Below are 19,266 nucleotides of genomic sequence, written 5' to 3'. Positions count from 1 at the left end.
TCTCCCTTACTTACCCTGTGGTAGTTTAAATCAACTATTTGAGAATACTTTTTCTTTATTCTTTAGTTCATGAAATAAAAGAGTTCTTAGAGATAAAGGTCATCTCTGCTCAACATGAACTTGGTAATATTTTTACCTGAAATAATGTCATAATAATACCATATTAAATGAAGAGAGCAAAAAAATACGATAAAAGGTTGTAAAAACTCGTCATTTAAGACTAATGTAATCTTGGACAAAAGATAGTAAAATTCCAATTGTAAGGGATTACAAAGTCAATTAGGAGGTTTTACTTATGAGGAAAGCATTTATTAGTCCTTCAAAATACATTCAAGGTGAAAATGAAATTTTAAACCTAGGTTATTTCGTGAAAACATTTGGTACTTCTGCACTTTTAATAGCACATCCTGAAGATATTAAACGTGTACAAGACAAATTAGATGCAACAGCAGAAAAATATGGTATTACATTTTTTGAAGGCGGATTCAATGGCGAATGTTCAAGACCAGAAATTTCTAGATTGCAGGAAATAGCAAAAGAAAACAACTGTGATTGTACAATTGGTTTAGGTGGCGGTAAGGCAATTGATACAGCAAAATGTGTGGCAGAGGGAGAGGGATTAATTATCGTCCCAACAATCGCTGCTACAGATGCACCTACAAGTCATTCCGCAGTTATATATACACCAGAGGGTGCTTTCGATGATTACGCATACTTTAAGCAAAGCCCAAGTGTTGTATTGATTGATACAACAGTGATTGCTAATGCACCTACTAGATTCTTAGTATCTGGTATGGGAGATGCATTATCCACTTATTTCGAAGCAAGAGCAACAGCACGTTCTTTCTCTAATGTAAATGCTGGATTACCTTGTGGAGTGCGTGAGGACTTATGTGCACCAGCAAAAGGTACAAATGCAGCGTTAGTTTTAGCAAAACATTGCTACAACACTCTATTAGAGGACGGGGTTAAAGCAAAAGCTGCAAGCGATCATAATGTTGTTACTCCAGCCTTAGAAAACATTATTGAAGCCAATATCTTATTATCAGGATTAGGGTTTGAAAGTGGTGGATTAGCTGGCGCACATGCAATTCATGATGGACTTACTCTTTTAGAAAGTGCGCACCACTACTTCCACGGTGAAAAAGTAGCTTTTGGTACATTAGCACAATTGGTATTGGAAAATGCCCCAACTGAGGAAATAGAAGAAGTGTTAGATTTCTGTTTAGCAGTAGGACTTCCAGTTTGTCTTGCTGATATTGGAGTAGAACAAATCACACAAGAAGAGTTAATGGAAGTAGCTAATAAAGCTTGTATTCCAGAGGAATCTATTTATTCTATGCCATTCCCTATTACTCCAGAGTCAGTAGCTGCAGCTATCATCGCAGCAGATCAAATTGGAAATGATTATAAGAAGAGGTTAATATAAGATGAAAAAAATTATTAATAAACCAGAAGATGTCGTACTTGAAATGTGTAAAGGAATGGTTCTAGCACATACTGAACTGAATTTAATTGAAAAATATAAAGTCATTAAAAAAGAGCAAATTAATAAAAACAAAGTAAGTATAATTAGTGGGGGCGGTAGTGGACATGAACCTGCTCACGCTGGATATGTTGGGAAGGGCATGTTAGATGCAGCAGTTTGTGGTGATGTATTTGCCTCACCTTCTCAAATACAGATTTATCAAGCCATTAAAGAAACAGCAAGCGATAAGGGAACTTTACTAGTTATTAAGAACTACAGTGGTGACATGATGAATTTCAAGAATGCTGCTTATCTGGCAGAAGAAGATGGAATTCAAGTGGATTATGTAAAAGTAGATGATGATATTGCTGTACAGGACAGTTTATATACAGTTGGAAGACGTGGAGTAGCTGGTACTGTTCTTGTCCATAAAATAGCAGGTGCTGCAGCAGAACGCGGATATGATCTATCAAAAGTGAAAGAGGCAGCAGAAAACGCTATTGCGAATGTTAAAAGCATTGGTATTGGGCTAACTTCTTGTACAGTTCCTGCTAAAGGAACTCCTACGTTTGAGATTGCAGAAGATGAGATGGAATTTGGGGTTGGCATTCATGGAGAACCTGGTATCCGTCGTGAAAAAATTATTTCAGCAGACGAACTTGCAGAGTGCATGGTAACGGCATTATTAAAAGAAATAGGGATAGAAGATGGAAAAGGAGAAGTGGCTGTCCTAATTAATGGATTTGGAAGCACACCTCTTCAAGAACTATATTTATTAAATCATTCTGTCATTCGTGAATTGTCACGTAGAAAAGTAACGATTGCAAGAACGTTTGTCGGAAACTATATGACAGCCATTGATATGGCCGGTGCTTCTATTTCAATTATGAAATTAGATGAAAACTTAAAGAGTCTCTTATCTGAAGAGTGCGATACTCCTGCGCTAAGAATCAAAGGTGAAGTACCAGCTGTCACTTATGATGAAATCATCGGTACCGTGGAGGCCCCGAAAGTGTCCTATGAGGTGCAAACCAACAAAGAATATTCCGTAGTAACGGAAAATCGATTGACGTTGAATAATATTATTTTTATGGTTGACCAAATGAGTGAATGTATTATTAGAAATGAAATACCATTCTGTGAATTAGATTCCCATGCTGGTGATGGGGACTTTGGAATGAGTGTTGCTAAAGGATTCAAACAGTTGAAATCTGAATGGCACGAAATTCTAGAAAATAAATCAAATGATATTGGCAACTTTTTAGAGGCGTGTTCTATCGTTATCATGGAGCACTGTGGTGGAGCATCAGGACCTATTTGGGGATCAGCGTTTCGTGCGGCTGGAAAGAACACCGAATCTAAAACCGAACTCACTTTAGCAGAATTTGCTGAAATGGTCCAAGCGTCTGTAAAAGGAATTCAAGCAACAGGAGAACGTTCTTTTGGACGTGGAGCTGTTGTGGGAGATAAAACTTTAATCGATGCCTTAGTACCTTATGCAGATACGTTAACATCAAGTGCTGCTGAAGGTGAAAGCTTGAAACATGCTCTTGTCAAAGCAGCAGAAGCTGCTGTTGAAGGAGCAAAATCAACCGAACAGATTGTTGCACGTATGGGACGTGCTGGTACGGTTGGAGAAAGAAGTCTTGGTTATCCGGACGCAGGTGCACATGGCTTAGGCGTAATTTTTACTGAAGTAGCCCAAGTAATGCGAGAAAATAAGTAAAATTTGGTATTATCCCCTCTAAATATAGTGTGAAAAAACTACTCTTTGAGAGTGAGGGTTACACTATACGTGGAGGGGAACTTTTTATGGGTCACTAAGGACAATCTCTTACAATCTCGTTTAAGCTATAAGTGGTAAAAATGTACAATAACCAATGGTATTTCAAAGATAAAAAAGAAAAACAAAAAGTGAACGATCCCTTGATTATCAAGGGATCGTTTTTCACATGTTTTCTGGAAAGAGTGATTATGTTAACTAACTTTGTATATGATATTCAAGTTTCCCAACTCAATTTTGATATATAATTAAAATAGAATAAACCTGTGATTTAGTCTATTTAGATGGCAAAATATAAAGGTTATAAAGGAAAATATAGAGATGAATGTAAATAACAAATGGTTTTTAGCTAAGTATGAGCCAGCATCCAAAGTAGGGGCTTATAAGTGGGACTACAAGTTTGATAATAGTGCAATCCAATAGAACTTCCATTTGCTAAAGAATTGGTACACCAACGTAAGTATAACTGGGATAACCGCAAAATCAACGGAATTAAACCGATGGGTAAACACTAGGAATTGATGAGGGTAGCTCCATACATCAAAGAACTTTCCCAGTTCATCCACAATACCTACTAATACAAAGCTAATGAAAAATACTAAGAGAATAAATACCATTCGTTGTCGGTCAACTAGCAGATAAAAAATGAATAGAAAGAGCGCACTTAAAATCACAATTAGCCACCATTGGGCACTAAATAAATCGTGATGAAGCCAGTAATAGTATTGTTTATCATTGACATGCTGGGTAAGAACTTCTAACTGATTAACCATAAACACCACCTCCGTACGAGTATGTGCGAAAAAGGGGGTGTTCATGCAATCAGTCACTTCATTAGATTTTTCCTTTTTATGAATTTTATAATGTATTAAATAAAAAAGAAAATCTACAGCGCTTGTTCTGAACTTACGTTATTTTGTTTAAATGTTGTATAAATCATAAAGGCAATAAGAATGGAGGCTAGGACTAGAGAAGATCCTGTCGTACCTAAGTCCAAACCACCTTTTTCATGTGGCTTTGTCAAAAGATCTCCAAATGTTGCTCCGAAAGGGCGAGTTAAAACAAATGCTACCCAGAATAAAAATACACGAGAAATCTTTGTATAGAAGGTACATATAACGATGAATGCTAGTAAGCTGCCGATTAAAATAGCTCCACCTATGTACCCAAGGCCAGACGTATCAGACAAAAAATCCCCTAAAGCTGTACCTAATGTGTTTGAGAAAAGAATGGCAATCCAATAAAGTACTTCAGCCTTGCGATTTCTAATATAATTGATATTTAATGAACGCTCGCTAAAATACCAATATGCAAATATCGACAACAATATAGTGATTAATATCATCGAGCCTTTTGCGTAACCTAATGCCAGTGTACGGTCCATAAAATCAGACATTGTTGTGCCAGCTACGCTAGTTGACAGAATAACAGTCCAATAAAGGGCCGGAATATATCTCCTAGAGCTCAGTTGAGCTACAAGTGTAATTAAAAATATGCTAAAAAAGATTAGCGTACTAACTGCGTATCCAACTCCCAGTGTTTGTGCTAATAAGTCACCTGCGGTTTCACCTAGTGTCGTAGCAGAAATCTTCATAATCCAAAAAACAAGGGTAATTTGTGCAATTTTATTCATTGGCGAAGATGCTTGCATTTTTAATTTTTCTCTCCTTCTTGTGCTAACTGTTTATTCTCTTAAATAAACGGCACACATACCTAAAGTTTTTCTAAAAAATTCTTTAAAAGCCTTATCATTGCAATTCAAACTGTACAGTCTTTTTATAAAATGAAAATGAAAAGTAAATAAGAATTTAATGAGATTTCTATAAAAAACTTTTCATTGAATTCTCATTTTAATTTCATTTAAATTTCATTACACAGTATTAAATTTAAATCATATGAGCCAATTTTTTTAAACATAACGTTATGCCTTCAGCTTCTGAAACCAGAAAATAAGTACAATTCATTGAAAGAAGGAGAACGTCAAACAGCTATTAAGAGTTCAAAGATGATAATACTTAAGAAGTTTTTAAGAAACAGCTAATAATATTATAAATAGCATGACTATTGGTAGGAAGGTGCCATTTTGATACGTTTTCAAAGAAAGAAGAGAAGACATAGATATATTTTGATAGGAGGGATTCTTGCTATAGGAGGATTCATTGTTGTTGGGAGCTTGTACAAAGATAGCTTACCTTTTCTAGACAAGGTTTCTTGGAGTGAACCTCAACAAGTGAGTCAATTATTTTCCACTTACCGGGAAAACCTTACCTTAAAGAATAAACTAGCCACTGAAAATCAGGATGAAGCAAATGTTTATAAGTTGGAATATGAAAATAAAGCATTTAAAAAAATTCTAAAAACAGAAGCTAAGGTGAAAGCCTATAATCCTGTAACAGCTACCGTAATTGGTCGCTCAACGAACAATTGGAACAATGAAATAACAATTGATAAGGGAAAGAATCAGGGGTTAAAAATAGATATGAATGTGCTAGGTACAAATGGAGTCATTGGGAAGGTATCTAAAGTTTTCTCGTCAACCTCTATAGTAGAACTAATTAGCTCAAACCTTAGGACAAATCGCATGGCGGTAATGTTAAAGGATAAGAAAAACGTAAATGGAACATTAGAAGGCTATGATGATAAAAAGGGTAATTTAATTATTAGAAAAATTCCTAGTGAGGCTGAGGTTAATGTAGGAGATAAAGTTCAAACCTCTCCTATCAGTTCAATTTTTCAAGGGAAATTAGCTTTAGGAAAAGTAATTAAAGTAAAACCCGATGAATATGGACTAACACAATTGGCCATTATAAAACCCTCATCCAACTTTAATGATATTAGTGAAGTAATTGTTATTAAAGCAAAGAACAATGGGTAGGGAATTTGATATCACATCTTAATAGCAGTCTTTTATCTTATGTTTTTATGTTCAGCACTTAAAATTTCCTATCTTTCAATGAGGTGTTGGTTTGTGGTAGCTATATACTTCTCTTCGTTATGGGAACAACGATATGTGAAAATCTAGAGTTTGAAAAGAGGGGTTCGATGAAAGAAAGCATTCTAATTGTGGAAGATGAAGTAGAAATAGGAAACATATTAAAAATGGAACTTGAACATGAAGGTTACCAAGTGAAAATAAAAAACAATGGAAGAGATGGTCTCGAAACAGCCTTATCAGATTTGTTTGATTTAATTCTACTTGACATTATGCTGCCGAAAATGAGTGGTATAGAGGTCTTGCGTAAATTAAGAAAGAGAGAAAATTACGTGCCTATTATTCTTTTAACAGCCCGTAATTCAACTCTAGACAAGGTAATGGGATTAGATCATAGAGCAAATGATTATATAACTAAGCCATTTAAAACTGAAGAATTGCTAGCTAGGATACGTTCTTTACTAAGTTATAAGCATCTTGTTATTAGAGATAAGACAGAAAATGACTCATTATTATTAATTAAAGATGTAGTTATAAATACCGAATCAAGAGAAGTAACTAGAGCTGGGCAAAAAATCTGCTTAACACCTAAGGAGTATAATTTATTGGTTTATTTAGTCCTTCATAAAAATAAAACGGTTACGCGTGAAGGTATCTTACTGAATGTATGGGGATATGAATACGATGGCGACACAAATGTACTTGATGTTTATATAAGTTATTTGAGAAAGAAAGTTGAAGAAGGATTTAGTACCTCACTCATTGAGACTGTTCGAGGTATAGGATACACCATTAAAGAAAGTTAAATTTTAATAGTAAGAATCCATGACGTTTGACATCGAAGGTTCTAAGGGGAATCTCGAGAGTAGCTTTATATGATTGATTAAAGAAGATTAAGAAATAATTTCATTTATTCTTAATCTCTTTTTTATTGAAATCTAATTTTCACTTGATAAATTGAAGAAAAGGTTTGAAGGAAGAAGAGGAATTATAGAAAAACTCAGTTCATCTTTTTTATTATTATCTTTCAAAATCAGAGTACATAGCATCAGCATTCATTAATGATAGAAAAAGTTTCTATGTTTTTTTATTTTTAGACAAAGGAGAGTATCTTATATGCAAAAGGTACTAATTATAGAGGATGAAGAAGGATTAGTAGAATTTTTAGAACTAGAACTAAAATATGAAGGATATTTAGTTGACGTAGCTTATGATGGGCGCGCTGGTTTAGATAAAGCAACCAAGCAGAATTACGATATTATATTACTTGATTTAATGATGCCTGGATTAAATGGAATTGAAGTATGTAGAAGACTAAGAACAACTAAGGATACTCCTGTTATTATGCTCACAGCTAAGGATAGTGTCATGGATAGGGTAATGGGGCTTGATAATGGGGCCGATGATTATTTATCGAAACCATTTGCAATTGAAGAGTTATTTGCAAGGATGCGAGTCATTTTTAGACGTCAAGAAAACAACAAGATGTTGAATCAGAAGCTACTATTAACATTTAAAGATATTGAACTTGATTTGGAATCAAGAACAATGATAAAAGAAAAAAAGCCTATTGAACTCACGAACAAAGAATTTGAACTTCTAGCCATTTTTATGCGTAACATTAATAAAGTATTGACGAGAGATATACTGTTAGAACAAGTGTGGGGGTACGATTCAGTTGTTGAAACGAATGTTGTAGATGTATATGTCAGATATTTAAGAAATAAATTAAGTGCAGAGGACAAAGAGTTATATATTCAAACTATTAGAGGGGTTGGGTACGTGATGCGTGAATGAGAAAAGAGATAACATATATAAAAGATTTACCTATAAGATGGAAGATAACTTTATGGTCTTCCATGTTTTTATTTTTTCTTTTTCTCTCTTATAACCTCTTTCAATATATTGTGATTGATAACGGTATTTTAAATTATGAGAAGCAAAATGTTATTCATCAATTAAAAGAAGTTCTAGCTTTTATTCAATCTGATGATGAACCTTTATCTTTAAACCAAATTGAAAACAGTGAAGGATACTTATCAAAAATTAATGAGAAGAATCAGCTGATTCGGATTCTTGATACGAAAGGAAACGTTATAACTAGTACCTCAAATAATGTTTCACCAAACTGGCAGCAACCGAAAACAGTGAAGCATCAAGAGTATAAAGTGATTCGAAAGAACGACGAACGTCTACTCGTTCTTCGTTCTCCTATCGTCACCGACAACTTCTCTGGAACGGTTGAAATTATTAGAAATATGGAGATGTCCGATGCCTTTATGGATAAGATTTTCTTATTAATGATTGCTGCAGGAGTAGGATCGCTTATCTTTAGTATTTTAGGTGGAACAATTCTAGCAAAGAAAATACTATCTAACATTCAAGCGTTAACATTGACGATGAAAAAAATAAAAACAAATGGCCTTGAAGAACGGGTTCCAGTTAATGAAAAAAACGATGAATTTGCTCAATTAGGTAGTTTATTTAATGAGTTGATGGATAGCCTCGAAGACTCCTTTTTACAGCAAAAACAGTTTGTAGAGGATGCTTCACATGAATTAAGGACTCCGTTAGCCATTATTCAAGGACATTTGATGTTGTTAAATCGCTGGGGCAAAAATGATGCTGCAATACTAGATAAATCCTTGAAATCCAGTCTGAAAGAAGTAGAGCGTTTAACGAATCTGGTGCAAGAATTATTAGAGTTATCCCGAGCTGAGAATAGTCTGATAAATCCTGTAGATGTTGAACCTATCAATGTATGGACGACTGTCCAACATGTTGTAAGGAATTTTGAAGTACTGTATAGCAACTATGAGTTTAAAATAAAACATTCACATGAAAATCTTTATGTGAATATTTCTTCTCGACATCTAGAACAAATATTGATCATTTTGTTAGATAATGCAGTCAAGTATTCTAAGAAGGAAGAGAAAGAGGTAGTTATAGACTGTTCTCTAATCAATGAAAAGGTATCCCTTAAAGTAATGGATAAAGGAATTGGAATTCCAGAAGAAGATATACCCTATATTTTAAATAGATTTTATCGAGTGGATAAGGCAAGGAGCAGAAAACAGGGAGGGTTGGGCTTAGGGGTGGCTATAGCCAAACGCTGGGTTGAACAGTACCACGGCACTATTAACATTGAAAGTAAAGAAGGCGAAGGAACAAATGTAACGATTGTGTTGCCTCTGTTTAATAACTCTTTATAAATGTGCATATAAAACAAGCTCTTTATTTTTAATACTCCTAACTGCAAAAACAAAGAAACATTAAAATGTAAAAATAAAAAGACCTTATCACATTCCATCAAAAGTAGCTTGATAAAGGACAGAAATTAGAGGTGTCTAGTATGAAGTTGAAATTCCAATTTACACTGGCTTTTATGTTAAGCATATTCTCCCTTCTTTGTTTTAGTGGGATGGCTATTTTAATTAGTGGATCAAAAATTGAGGCATCCGATCATTCTATTATATCGTTTATTCAAGGATTCGAATCTCCTGGATTAACGGCTATTATGAAGGGTTTTACTTTCATTGGCTCTACACCATCCGTTGCAGTGATTTCTCTCTTTAGTTTATTTTTTCTTTATAAAGTATTAAAACATCGAACGGAGCTTATTTTATTTATAGCCATTATTGTAGGCTCTCCAATTCTTAATGAATTGCTAAAACTGCTTTTTCATCGTGCACGTCCTGATTTTCATCGATTAATCAAAATAAATGGTTATAGTTTTCCAAGTGGACATGCTATGAGTGCCTTTGCTGTTTACGGCGTTCTTTCATTCTTGCTCTGGCGTCATATTCCTACTCGCTGGGGACGTACACTTTTAATCGTTACTAGCATTATAATGATTCTGACAATAGGTATTAGTCGTATTTATTTAGGTGTGCATTATCCTAGCGACGTTATTGGAGGGTATTTTGCTAGTGGTTGCTGGCTTGCTATCGCCATTTGGTTTTATCAACGTTACCTGGAGAAACGTTTTGAACAAACAGAAGCTAAGCAAAGTAGAGAGTGAATACACAATGCACTTATATAAAGACATGAAAGCACAACAATAGTTCCATCAATTTTAGTCCATTTAGAACCATCTACTTTTCTAAGTTTAGCTTCCGACGAGTCCCATTGATGTTCTAAATCGTCTGCTCCTTTTTTCGTTGAAGTAAAGTTTTTTGAATTCACATCCTTGAGCATGTCATTTTCAATTTTAATAAAATCCTTTAATTGCCCAGATAATGTAGCTTGTGAAGCAGTGGATTGTGATGCTATATCATTACTGCGCCAGATATAACCACCTATACTTAGAACTAAGAAAAGGCAAAGCACTACAATGGTTTGTGTCAAAATATTTTTCTTACTTGCACGTGTTTGGCGTGTATCCACTATTTCACTTTTTGAAGTTATATCAATTTTTGTAATAGCAAGAAAAACGATTATTGCTAAAATAGCTAAAAGAAAAATAACACTAGTAACAGTTGTTCCCAAACCTAATCCACCATTAACTTTTGTTTGTGATAGGTAATCTCCTAATGATGCTCCCAGTGGACGAGTAAGAATATAGGCAATCCAAAATGCTAAAATTCCATTAAGTTTCGATTTGTATGCCAAAAAGATACAGCCTATGATAATGATGACTGTTACTCCCGTTTTAAGATATCCAAAACCTAGTTGTTCAGAATATAAATCACCTACTGCTGTTCCAAGTGCAAATGTGAATAGAATAGTAAGCCAATAGAAAACTTCTCTTTTTCTTGTATAAATTGAATGTATAGAGAGTGTTTTTTCACTCAGGTACCAAAAAAGAAAAGTTAATCCAAGTAGAACGGAAAAGACAATTGTACTAACTTCAAGAGGTACTCCCATTGCATCTGTCAAATTATCAGTTACTAGTGTTCCAAATACACTTATAAGCACAACCGTTGTCCAATAAATCCCTGGGACATATTTAGTTGCTTTAAATTGAAGATACAATAAAATAAAAAATGCTATTCCCATAATTATAGTAGTGAGAGTTAACCCAAATCCAAGGTTGAAATTTAGAAAATCAGCAAATGTTTCACCTACAGTTGTGCATAAAACTTTGATTATCCAGAAGAAAATTGTGACTTCTGGCACTTTGTTAAGTGAAATACCCAATTTATTTTGGTTCTCTTGCATACACATTCCCCTTCTTTACAGTGGTTTCCCACAACTTTTTTTAAAGAACAAGCTGATTGTTCTATAGCATTGCCATACATTTTAGAATTCAAAAAACGAGTGCAATTTATATTAATTTACTCCATGAATTATTTACTATTATTTGTTTTTTTTGAAAGTAATTTTTGTCAAAAAACACCTCATATCCAATATGTTTTTAACGTTAAGATAATTGTATGGCAATACTCTTAAGTATCTATGAAAAATAAATTAATAATTCATTAGAATAGTTAATTTATTTTTTAATTTATACATACTACAACAAAGCTAATGAAAAAGACTAAGAGAATAAATACCATTCGTTGTCGGTCAACGAGCAGATAAAGAATAAATAGAAAGAGCACAATTAAAATCACAATTAGCCACCATTGGGCACTAAGTAAATCGTGATGAAGCCAGTAATAGTATTGTTTATCATTGACATGCTGGGTAAGAACTTCTAACTGATTAGCTATAAACACCATCTCCGTACGAGTATGTACGAAAAAGAAGGGGATCCATGATACTTTAAAATAAAATTTAATTATACTTAGATGGATCTTACTAAACTGATACCTTTTTAGTTCAATAAGGTATTTAATGTAGTTAAAAAAAATAACTTTTAGTGCTTATAAGTTTTATGATGAAATAAAGTGAATAAAACAATTTCTTAAAAGAGAAGTAAAACATAAATTGGTATAAGATATGAAGGGGGAATTTTCATTTGTCGTCAAATATCTTTAAGCAATAACACATTGACCTTCAAAAATTAGTTTTTTTCTTTTCTTAATAAATAAAAGAAACTAATTAATATCATTTCTCTTTAATCGATTAGTTATTAATGATGGAGTGATATCTTTTTCTTATCTAATTGAAGGCATATGAAAAATATCTAAAAGGAAATAGGGCTTAATCATGCATATTATTCTATTTACTTTCTTTATGTCTAATGATGCATATTACTTTGGAATTCTACCAATAATTGCAGAAGCTGCTAGTAATTATGGAGTGGATTCTGGGGAGATTGCTCGAGCTGCTCTTATGGGACCTGGCGTTCATCTATTAAGTCCACTCGTTGCCTCAACCTATCTATTAGTAGGGATGGCGAAAGTTGATTTCGGGGAATTCCAAAAATTCACTTTACCATGGGCTATTGGAACATCGGTTATAATGATTCTTGTATCTATTGCAATGGGAGCTTTTTCTTTATAAGAGGAAATCCGATTAAATAAAAAGCCTTTGCTTTAATAGGTTAAGCAAAGGCTTTTGTGTTATGTCTGAACTTGAAGCTCATTTACAACCTATTTTTGATCATTTTTAATAAGACAATTTCAATAATTCAAAGAAAAACCTTGACTTTATTCCTTTAGCGTTTTGAAACAGAATCAAACCTACCTGCCGTAGAAGTATACGTTTGTAGTTAACATAAAACGTATTATCGGCAATCATTGAAATACCTATATTAAGTTAATGGAATACCTAGCGTTATTTTTTTAATCCATTCTTTTAGTTCTATATCTTCATGAAAATATATATTTGGTTCAATCTCTAAATCTATACATAATAAAAAAATAAGGTATTCATGTAGTTGATCTTCATCAGAAGAGAGCACATTTCTACTCTCTAGGTTTTGAACCCATTTATAGGACCATTGATTAAATTGTTCTCTAGACATCTTTCCTTTAAGAACGTTCTCTAATTTATTTATCAAGTCTTTTTTAGTTGGCTGACTTTCAAACATTAATTCCACCTTTCCTAAGTATTTATTAAAGTTACCATAATCAGCATTCTAGAAGTTTATTCAAAGCTTTCAGGAGACCAAACTGCTATATCATCGCCTGGAGTTGCTACTAAAAGCCAATCACAACTACCACCTGCAAAATGATCACCTAGTTGCCAGCACTCATAATTCGGGTCGTGACCGTTTACAAACAAGATGCTGCCTGATTCAAATGAAATAATGAGATGGGGCGACCGATGACCTAATTGAACATTGACTACTTTTTGTCTCTTAACATCCCAAATATGCTTAAAATGCTGTTCTTCGGTATGTGCGGGGACTTCTTTCTCTGAGGATGGGTAGACAAGTGGAACGTCATCATATACCGTCCACTCTGTTTCAATCGTTAAAACGAATGCATCATCTTCCTTTCGATCGTAGTGAGTAAAGGTCAGGGAAATGGCGGAAACCTCACACGTGAACTTTATTCCATCCATTTGACTACCCACAAGTAAATACTGTAAAGCTTTTTCTGCTAATCTCTGATTCTCTATCTTCAAAGTCGTTTCTCCTTTTAAAGTTTTTATCCTTATTATTTCATGTATGAGTGCATACATTTACAATTACCATGATATGCGTTCTAGGAATCTAAAACCTCTTTTAGCACAACTTTAAATTTGGGTCTAAATACTAAATGCATAATCATTATAAAACGGTCAATTCTTTGATCTATAAATAATCGAATTGCTTTGCTTTCTTTATTGTCATTCATGATCTCAATCTTTGTAACTGATTCGAGTCTGTAGTAAAAGATTTCATCATCTTCTAAATCCGTTACTGAAAGCGAGAAAGAATTATAGAATGGTGAGATTTTCACTTCGAACCTGTTTATTTCGTTCGTAAAGATAAAAGTGGACTCATCGTACAAAAAGCTCTCATTTTGGTCCTTTTTAAGTGGAATACATTCAAATAATGAAATAAAGTCTAATTCTTCGGGACAATCTCGCATTTGTTTCCTCCTTGGTTGAAACTATCTATTTAAATAGATCCTTTTGCACAGTATTAAAAAAACAAAAATTCCTCAATTATTTTCCCATATACTTTAATACTCTTCAATTACCTTATGTATACTCCATAAAAAGCTAGTTACCATAATCAATGTTACCGGAACCTATAAACAAAAAGAGAAGATCATGCTTCTGAACTCCTCTTTTTTATTTTTTATATAAATGAGCAAATTTACATGTATTGAGCAAACTAATCAAGATGCTAAAATCATTAGTTTATTTACCTTTTATTTCCAATATACTCGATTGAGTATATATGTGTTTTCGCTAGATCAATGACTTCGTGAATAAATTCGTCTGGATTTTGCTTAAAGCCATTCCGAATCCAATTCTGAAGAAGCCCATAAAATCCATAGGCTGTATAACGTTTAAAATACTCCATATTAACTGCTATATTGTTGATGGTTTCAAAAATAAATTGTTCCTTATAGATCTTTAAGATCATTTGAGGAAACTGTATATGTAACCCCGGTAAGGTGTCATCGTAATTAATGAGTTCAAAAAAATTTCGGTTTTTATAAATGTAGAAAACGATGTTTAAATACGGTGCATTTAGCTTAGTTGTATACACTTTACGACCAGGTACATATGGACTGCCTACTGAAGATTCTAACCCTTGAAGCATGGAAGCAAGCAAATCTTTAGCAAGTTCAATTTTATCAGAGTAATGAATATAAAAGGTACTGCGATTATAGGAAGCATAATCAACAATGTTTTTTACAGTTACATTATGGTAGCCCTTCTCTTTTATCAGTTCAATCAATGCTTGCTTTAAATGATTTTTTGTGCGATTTTGACGCTGAGATGTTGTATTTTGTTCGTTATGCATGAAAAAACCTCCCTTGAAGTAAACAGATTTATCATAAGTGTCTAGTTAGTGGACACTTAATGATATCTTAATGATTGTTAAATATGAACAGAGTAGTACAATTAAATTGTGAACAAAAAAGCACAGATATAAAATATATCTAGCATTTTTATTCTAAATATGGTAGATAACTTTCAATGACTAGGAGGATTTAGAATGGGGAAATTACAAGATAAAGTAGCTATTATCACTGGTGGAGCATCCGGTATTGGGGCAGCAACGGCACGTTTATTTGTTTCAGAAGGAGCCAAAGTAGTTCTTGTAGATTTAAATGAGGAAAAAGGAAAAGCTTTTGAGAAAGAGTTAAAAGCGTTTAGCCAAGAAGTTCTTTTTATAAAGGCAAATATTACGAGTGAAGAAGAAGTCAAAAATATTTTCAAACAAACTGTTGAAACGTTTGGTAAAGTGGATGTTGTTTTCAATAATGCGGGTATCGGTCGGGTTCATCCATCACACGATTTAGAGTACTCAGAATGGCGCAAAACTGTCAACGTGGACCTAGATGGAGTCTTCTTAGTAGCACGTGAGGCCATTCGTGAAATGTTAAAAACAGATGGTGGTACCATTGTTAATACGGCGTCTATGTACGGTTGGGTTGGATCACCCGGTTCAGCTGCCTATAACGCTGCAAAAGGCGGCGTGATCAACTTAACTCGTTCACTTGCACTTGAATATGCAGAACAAAATATCCGTATCAACGCATTATGCCCAGGTTTTATTGATACACCAATTATACCAGAAGAAGACAAACAAGCTTTAGCTGCAATTACACCATTAAAACGTTTGGGTAAAACAGAAGAAATGGCAAAAGCAGTATTATTCATGGCCTCTGATGACTCTTCATATATGACTGGTAATAGTTTAACCCTTGACGGTGGATATACAGCTCAATAATAAATTTAGAAGGTGAACCCTCTTGCTTTTTGAGTTTTAAACAGGAAATAGTTAGCTTTGCCGGATTAAATGTACCACTTGGGTACTAGTAGATGACTTACGTGATTATATATCTTTATTTCAAGATATTTTAATTAAAGGAAACATAATAGAATATCTATCATAAATTATTTGCCATTTTCTATGAGAATAATAAAGGAGGAATTTTCGATGGTTAATCGTTTTGATGGGAAAGTAATATTAATTACCGGTGCAGGATCCGGTTTGGGTCAAGCTTCTGCCTTACAAGTAGCAAAAGAAGGAGCAAAACTTTCACTCGTTGATTTAAACGCTTCTTCATTAGAAGAAACAAAAAGTAAAGTGTTAGAAATTGTGCCAAATGCAGATGTGTTACTTATCACCGCAGATGTGTCAGATGAAAAAGCAGTGGAAAACTATATAAATAAAACAGTTGAGAAATTTGAGAAAATCGATGGTTTCTTCAACAACGCAGGAATCGAAGGAAAACAAAGTCTCACAGAAGATTTTGATATTGATGAATTCCAAAAAGTAGTTAATGTTAACTTAAATGGTGTGTTTTACGGCCTAAAAAGCGTATTGAAAGTCATGAGAGAGCAAGGTTTTGGCTCTATTGTTAATACTGCTTCAGTTGGTGGTATTCGTGGTTTAGGAAACCAATCTGGTTACGCAGCTAGTAAACACGGTGTAGTTGGATTAACCAGAAACTCGGGAATTGAATATGGTCAATACGGAATCAGTATCAAAGCCATTGCACCCGGTGCAATCATGACACCAATGGTCGAAGGTTCATTAAGACAAATTGATTCAGAAAAATGGGAAGAAGCAGGAAAACAATTTGTTGAGACAAACCCGATGAAACGATTTGGCAAACCAGAAGAAGTGGCTTATTTAGTCGCATTCTTATTGTCTGATCAAGCAAACTTTATAAATGCAACTGTTATTCCAATCGATGGTGGTCAATCTTATAAATATTGAAGATTTTTGCGAAAACTAAAGTTACTGCACTATCATAATTTCATTTATAAATAAGGTAATAATAGAGTGAATTATCATAGAACACATAAACCACGTATAAATAATTAATAGAAGGAATGATACATCATGGGAGATTTCTCAAATAAAGTTGTTTTAATTACGGGTGCTGCTGGCGGTATTGGTATCGCTACGGCAAAAGCTTTTGCTAAGGAAGGCGCAAAGCTAGCATTAGTTGATTTAAAAAAGGGAAGCTTAGAAAAGGCAGTTAAAGAAGCAGGGATTAACGATGCTTTATTATTGACTGCAGACGTAACAAATGAAGAAGAAGTAAAAAAATATGTTGATGATACTGTTGAAAGATATGGAAGAATTGATGCATTTGTAAACAATGCAGGGATTAATGGGGATTTTGCAAATATTGTGGATCAAACCGTTGAAAACTTTAAAAATGTATTAAATATTAATGTCATTGGAGTATTCTTAGGTTTAAAATATGTCATGAAAGTAATGATGAATCAAAAAGAAGGTTCAATTGTAAATATGGCATCTAATGGTGGATTGCTAGGTGCACCTGGAATGAGTTCATATGTAGCATCTAAGCACGGAGTGATCGCTCTTAATAAAACAGCAGCACTTGAAGGTGCAGAATATGGCATACGTTCTGTTGCAGTTTGTCCTTCGGGTGTTGATACTCAGATGATGCGTTCTATTGAAAAAAATGCAATGCCAGGTAAAGAGGAAGAAGCCAAATCCGTTTTTGAAGCGTCAGTACCAATGAATCGTTATGCTGAGGCTACTGAAATCGCCAACTTAATCACATTTTTAGCTTCTGAAAAGGCATCATTCATATCAGGTTCTTATTATCGTATTGATGGTGGACAAGGAGCTACATCGGTGTAAAAAAGACTGCCCTAATAGACTGAGGTGAATATAACTTTTATCTAACAATCAGGGCTCTCCTCATAATAGTCTATATATAAAGCCGGCTTTTCTATTTAAGGGAGAAGTCGGTTTTATTATCAAATACTTCTTTTAAATAAATATACACTGTAAACTAGCAACAAAACTAATAAAGATAAGGCTATCCAATAAATACTCATTAGGCTGTTTGGAAAGTAAGTAATAGCTCCGTATACGTATAAAAGAAAAGCAGTTATTAGAAAAAAACAAATAAATCGACCTAAATAACGTATCAAAAACCGAACAATCTCTTTCACTTAGTTTCCTCCCTTTTAAGTCTTTTTTTCATTTTCGTTAACTCCTCTCTCGTTATTTTCCTTATAATTACATTTTATCAGAGATTATGTATCAGTTCAGGATGTATGCTATAGTTAGTTACCATAATGTACCTTCTAGGAACTAACAGAACCTTCTAGACCATTTCTAGAAGGTTCTGTTGTTAATTCTTCTTTAATTTCTTTATAAAATTAAAAATAAAAACTCCAATTCCAAATAAAACTACCAGGTTAAAAATCTGCCAAGCAATATCTCCCCAGTTAATACTTGTTACGCTCACAATACCGCCTCCCATAATATATACGAATAAATCCCATGAAAGTTAAAAATTTACATGATTTAAGCTTATATATTCTAGGAAATCTATTACACATGATATACAAAGATAGTTAACATAATCACAGTTATCCGAAATTAAATAGGCGATTCTTGTTGAACTAATACCTTTGTTAGTTCAACAAGATTTTTGATATTCATATGATAGTTTATGTCCTACAACTAATTTTGAATCTAAATTTTTTCGTCCCTTTTTGACTAGAATAAATATATATTTCTAACCTTTAGTGGATTATGTTCATCTTCTTTTACTTTCAAAAATGTATTGAAATCCATACAGGAGAAAGGCCTTGTAAAAGAAGTAAAGGAAGAATTGAAATGCATTAAATCGAACTAATTTAAATAATTTTATTTTTACAAATAAAGTTTTAGCTAAAAATGCAAAAAATAATTGAAAAAGAGCATTTAGAGTAATAAACTTTTTAAAATTTCCGTATGTCCATTTTAATGACCATAAAGCCACCGCCAGCATTGGACCTATTAAAAAAGGAAATTCATTATAAATAAAGGAATGTGGTTTATTATAAAAAGACCACCATCTAAATTTCTTTCCAACAGGAACATCAATACAATTTATTAAAAACACAAAAATAAAAGCCGGGAAAAATCTTTTTATACTACGCCGGTCCAAAAAAGATATTGATACCCAAGAGAATAATACCATGGCAATATTAAATAACCACTTATTTTTCATTGACATATTTAAACTTCCTTTTATTTCTTTTTATTTAGAATTTCTTTTTTTGAAAGAAAATATGCATTTATGGTTAGTTAATACCAAATGCTTT

The 19,266-nt window shown here is 33.5% G+C and carries 19 protein-coding genes and 1 pseudogene; 11 read left to right on the top strand and 9 right to left on the bottom strand.

Annotated elements, in window-relative coordinates; all coding sequences use genetic code 11:
• The first annotated feature begins 295 nt into the window (after nt 1–295).
• Together ACFX4N_RS05595 and dhaK are read left to right on the top strand one after the other, a co-directional pair.
• Nucleotides 296–1,429, top strand: coding sequence for a glycerol dehydrogenase (locus ACFX4N_RS05595; RefSeq protein WP_013056510.1), 1,134 nt, complete (start codon nt 296–298; stop codon nt 1,427–1,429).
• A 1-nt stretch (nt 1,430) separates the two neighbouring features.
• Entirely contained in the window at nt 1,431–3,194 is a 1,764-nt protein-coding gene (gene dhaK, locus ACFX4N_RS05590; RefSeq protein WP_328143283.1) for a dihydroxyacetone kinase subunit DhaK, read from the top strand.
• Between the two features lie 449 nt (nt 3,195–3,643).
• On the opposite strand, the gene ACFX4N_RS05585 is transcribed toward dhaK, so the two are convergent.
• Nucleotides 3,644–4,024, bottom strand: a complete 381-nt coding sequence (locus ACFX4N_RS05585; RefSeq protein WP_211079466.1) for a hypothetical protein — start codon at nt 4,022–4,024, stop codon at nt 3,644–3,646.
• 113 nt (nt 4,025–4,137) lie between these two features.
• Nucleotides 4,138–4,902 (bottom strand): COG4705 family protein, encoded by a 765-nt coding sequence (locus ACFX4N_RS05580; protein ID WP_223268917.1) that lies wholly within the window; start codon nt 4,900–4,902, stop codon nt 4,138–4,140.
• A gap of 432 nt (nt 4,903–5,334) precedes the next feature.
• Between ACFX4N_RS05580 and mreC the strand changes: the two genes are divergently transcribed.
• The 5 genes from mreC to ACFX4N_RS05555 all read left to right on the top strand — a co-directional run bounded on the left by mreC (nt 5,335) and on the right by ACFX4N_RS05555 (nt 10,204).
• Nucleotides 5,335–6,126 (top strand): rod shape-determining protein MreC, encoded by a 792-nt coding sequence (gene mreC / locus ACFX4N_RS05575; protein WP_377260985.1) that lies wholly within the window; start codon nt 5,335–5,337, stop codon nt 6,124–6,126.
• 167 nt (nt 6,127–6,293) lie between these two features.
• On the top strand, nt 6,294–6,989 hold the full coding sequence (locus ACFX4N_RS05570; protein WP_377260982.1) for a response regulator transcription factor: 696 nt from the start codon (nt 6,294–6,296) through the stop codon (nt 6,987–6,989).
• Nucleotides 6,990–7,299: 310 nt separating this feature from the next.
• Nucleotides 7,300–7,980, top strand: coding sequence for a response regulator transcription factor (locus ACFX4N_RS05565; protein WP_029324506.1), 681 nt, complete (start codon nt 7,300–7,302; stop codon nt 7,978–7,980).
• Nucleotides 7,977–9,395: a HAMP domain-containing sensor histidine kinase gene (locus tag ACFX4N_RS05560; RefSeq protein WP_377260979.1), complete on the top strand. Its 1,419-nt coding sequence runs from the start codon at nt 7,977–7,979 to the stop codon at nt 9,393–9,395. Before ACFX4N_RS05565 ends, ACFX4N_RS05560 begins: the two co-directional genes overlap by 4 nt.
• Before the next feature lie 209 nt (nt 9,396–9,604).
• Entirely contained in the window at nt 9,605–10,204 is a 600-nt protein-coding gene (locus tag ACFX4N_RS05555) for a phosphatase PAP2 family protein (RefSeq protein WP_225519250.1), read from the top strand.
• Here the strand turns inward: ACFX4N_RS05555 and ACFX4N_RS05550 are convergent.
• Together ACFX4N_RS05550 and ACFX4N_RS05545 are read right to left on the bottom strand one after the other, a co-directional pair.
• A complete protein-coding gene (locus ACFX4N_RS05550; protein ID WP_377260976.1) occupies nt 10,153–11,343 on the bottom strand; it encodes a COG4705 family protein in 1,191 nt (396 codons plus the stop codon). The two genes, ACFX4N_RS05555 and ACFX4N_RS05550, sit on opposite strands and share 52 nt — an antisense overlap.
• A 281-nt stretch (nt 11,344–11,624) precedes the next feature.
• Complete coding sequence (locus tag ACFX4N_RS05545) at nt 11,625–11,846, bottom strand: hypothetical protein (RefSeq protein WP_377260973.1); 222 nt, start codon at nt 11,844–11,846, stop codon at nt 11,625–11,627.
• Between the two features lie 445 nt (nt 11,847–12,291).
• Between ACFX4N_RS05545 and ACFX4N_RS05540 the strand changes: the two are divergent.
• Nucleotides 12,292–12,573, top strand: a pseudogene (locus ACFX4N_RS05540) (citrate transporter); the annotation flags it as partial.
• A 250-nt stretch (nt 12,574–12,823) separates the two neighbouring features.
• Here the strand turns inward: ACFX4N_RS05540 and ACFX4N_RS05535 are convergent.
• From ACFX4N_RS05535 to ACFX4N_RS05520, 4 genes are all read right to left on the bottom strand, one after another.
• Nucleotides 12,824–13,102: a hypothetical protein gene (locus tag ACFX4N_RS05535; RefSeq protein ID WP_353880129.1), complete on the bottom strand. Its 279-nt coding sequence runs from the start codon at nt 13,100–13,102 to the stop codon at nt 12,824–12,826.
• Between the two features lie 56 nt (nt 13,103–13,158).
• On the bottom strand, nt 13,159–13,641 hold the full coding sequence (locus ACFX4N_RS05530) for a hypothetical protein (protein WP_029324520.1): 483 nt from the start codon (nt 13,639–13,641) through the stop codon (nt 13,159–13,161).
• Between the two features lie 80 nt (nt 13,642–13,721).
• The gene (locus ACFX4N_RS05525; protein WP_353880128.1) at nt 13,722–14,090 is read right to left on the bottom strand and encodes a hypothetical protein; all 369 of its coding nucleotides are present in this window, start codon (nt 14,088–14,090) and stop codon (nt 13,722–13,724) included.
• Nucleotides 14,091–14,368: 278 nt separating this feature from the next.
• Entirely contained in the window at nt 14,369–14,977 is a 609-nt protein-coding gene (locus ACFX4N_RS05520; RefSeq protein ID WP_098548746.1) for a TetR/AcrR family transcriptional regulator, read from the bottom strand.
• Between the two features lie 195 nt (nt 14,978–15,172).
• Here ACFX4N_RS05520 and ACFX4N_RS05515 point away from each other — a divergent pair, with 195 nt between their 5' ends.
• From ACFX4N_RS05515 to ACFX4N_RS05505, 3 genes are all read left to right on the top strand, one after another.
• Nucleotides 15,173–15,910: an SDR family NAD(P)-dependent oxidoreductase gene (locus ACFX4N_RS05515; protein WP_098548747.1), complete on the top strand. Its 738-nt coding sequence runs from the start codon at nt 15,173–15,175 to the stop codon at nt 15,908–15,910.
• Between the two features lie 210 nt (nt 15,911–16,120).
• Nucleotides 16,121–16,906: an SDR family oxidoreductase gene (locus ACFX4N_RS05510; protein WP_301264299.1), complete on the top strand. Its 786-nt coding sequence runs from the start codon at nt 16,121–16,123 to the stop codon at nt 16,904–16,906.
• A 126-nt stretch (nt 16,907–17,032) separates the two neighbouring features.
• Entirely contained in the window at nt 17,033–17,806 is a 774-nt protein-coding gene (locus ACFX4N_RS05505; protein WP_013056517.1) for an SDR family NAD(P)-dependent oxidoreductase, read from the top strand.
• Between the two features lie 910 nt (nt 17,807–18,716).
• Here the strand turns inward: ACFX4N_RS05505 and ACFX4N_RS05500 are convergent.
• On the bottom strand, nt 18,717–19,178 hold the full coding sequence (locus ACFX4N_RS05500) for a hypothetical protein (RefSeq protein WP_098196372.1): 462 nt from the start codon (nt 19,176–19,178) through the stop codon (nt 18,717–18,719).
• Nucleotides 19,179–19,266: the final 88 nt, after the last annotated feature.

This window comes from Priestia sp. YIM B13551 (assembly GCF_042787905.1).
In the GTDB taxonomy this organism is placed as follows: domain Bacteria; phylum Bacillota; class Bacilli; order Bacillales; family Bacillaceae_H; genus Priestia.
Note: the sequence above shows the minus strand (reverse complement) of the source record. Positions and strands in the feature narration are given on the sequence as shown.

Bases quoted from the DNA above. Each gene is read 5' to 3' on its own strand.
- ACFX4N_RS05595 (WP_013056510.1), top strand. From the start codon at position 296: ATGAGGAAAGCATTTATTAGTCCTTCAAAATACATTCAAGGTGAAAAT.
- dhaK (WP_328143283.1), top strand. From the start codon at position 1,431: ATGAAAAAAATTATTAATAAACCAGAAGATGTCGTACTTGAAATGTGT.
- ACFX4N_RS05585 (WP_211079466.1), bottom strand. From the start codon at position 4,024: ATGGTTAATCAGTTAGAAGTTCTTACCCAGCATGTCAATGATAAACAA.
- ACFX4N_RS05580 (WP_223268917.1), bottom strand. From the start codon at position 4,902: ATGCAAGCATCTTCGCCAATGAATAAAATTGCACAAATTACCCTTGTT.
- ACFX4N_RS05570 (WP_377260982.1), top strand. From the start codon at position 6,294: ATGAAAGAAAGCATTCTAATTGTGGAAGATGAAGTAGAAATAGGAAAC.
- ACFX4N_RS05565 (WP_029324506.1), top strand. From the start codon at position 7,300: ATGCAAAAGGTACTAATTATAGAGGATGAAGAAGGATTAGTAGAATTT.
- ACFX4N_RS05560 (WP_377260979.1), top strand. From the start codon at position 7,977: ATGAGAAAAGAGATAACATATATAAAAGATTTACCTATAAGATGGAAG.
- ACFX4N_RS05555 (WP_225519250.1), top strand. From the start codon at position 9,605: ATGGCTATTTTAATTAGTGGATCAAAAATTGAGGCATCCGATCATTCT.
- ACFX4N_RS05550 (WP_377260976.1), bottom strand. From the start codon at position 11,343: ATGCAAGAGAACCAAAATAAATTGGGTATTTCACTTAACAAAGTGCCA.
- ACFX4N_RS05545 (WP_377260973.1), bottom strand. From the start codon at position 11,846: ATGGTGTTTATAGCTAATCAGTTAGAAGTTCTTACCCAGCATGTCAAT.
- ACFX4N_RS05535 (WP_353880129.1), bottom strand. From the start codon at position 13,102: ATGTTTGAAAGTCAGCCAACTAAAAAAGACTTGATAAATAAATTAGAG.
- ACFX4N_RS05525 (WP_353880128.1), bottom strand. From the start codon at position 14,090: ATGCGAGATTGTCCCGAAGAATTAGACTTTATTTCATTATTTGAATGT.
- ACFX4N_RS05520 (WP_098548746.1), bottom strand. From the start codon at position 14,977: ATGCATAACGAACAAAATACAACATCTCAGCGTCAAAATCGCACAAAA.
- ACFX4N_RS05515 (WP_098548747.1), top strand. From the start codon at position 15,173: ATGGGGAAATTACAAGATAAAGTAGCTATTATCACTGGTGGAGCATCC.
- ACFX4N_RS05510 (WP_301264299.1), top strand. From the start codon at position 16,121: ATGGTTAATCGTTTTGATGGGAAAGTAATATTAATTACCGGTGCAGGA.
- ACFX4N_RS05505 (WP_013056517.1), top strand. From the start codon at position 17,033: ATGGGAGATTTCTCAAATAAAGTTGTTTTAATTACGGGTGCTGCTGGC.
- ACFX4N_RS05500 (WP_098196372.1), bottom strand. From the start codon at position 19,178: ATGTCAATGAAAAATAAGTGGTTATTTAATATTGCCATGGTATTATTC.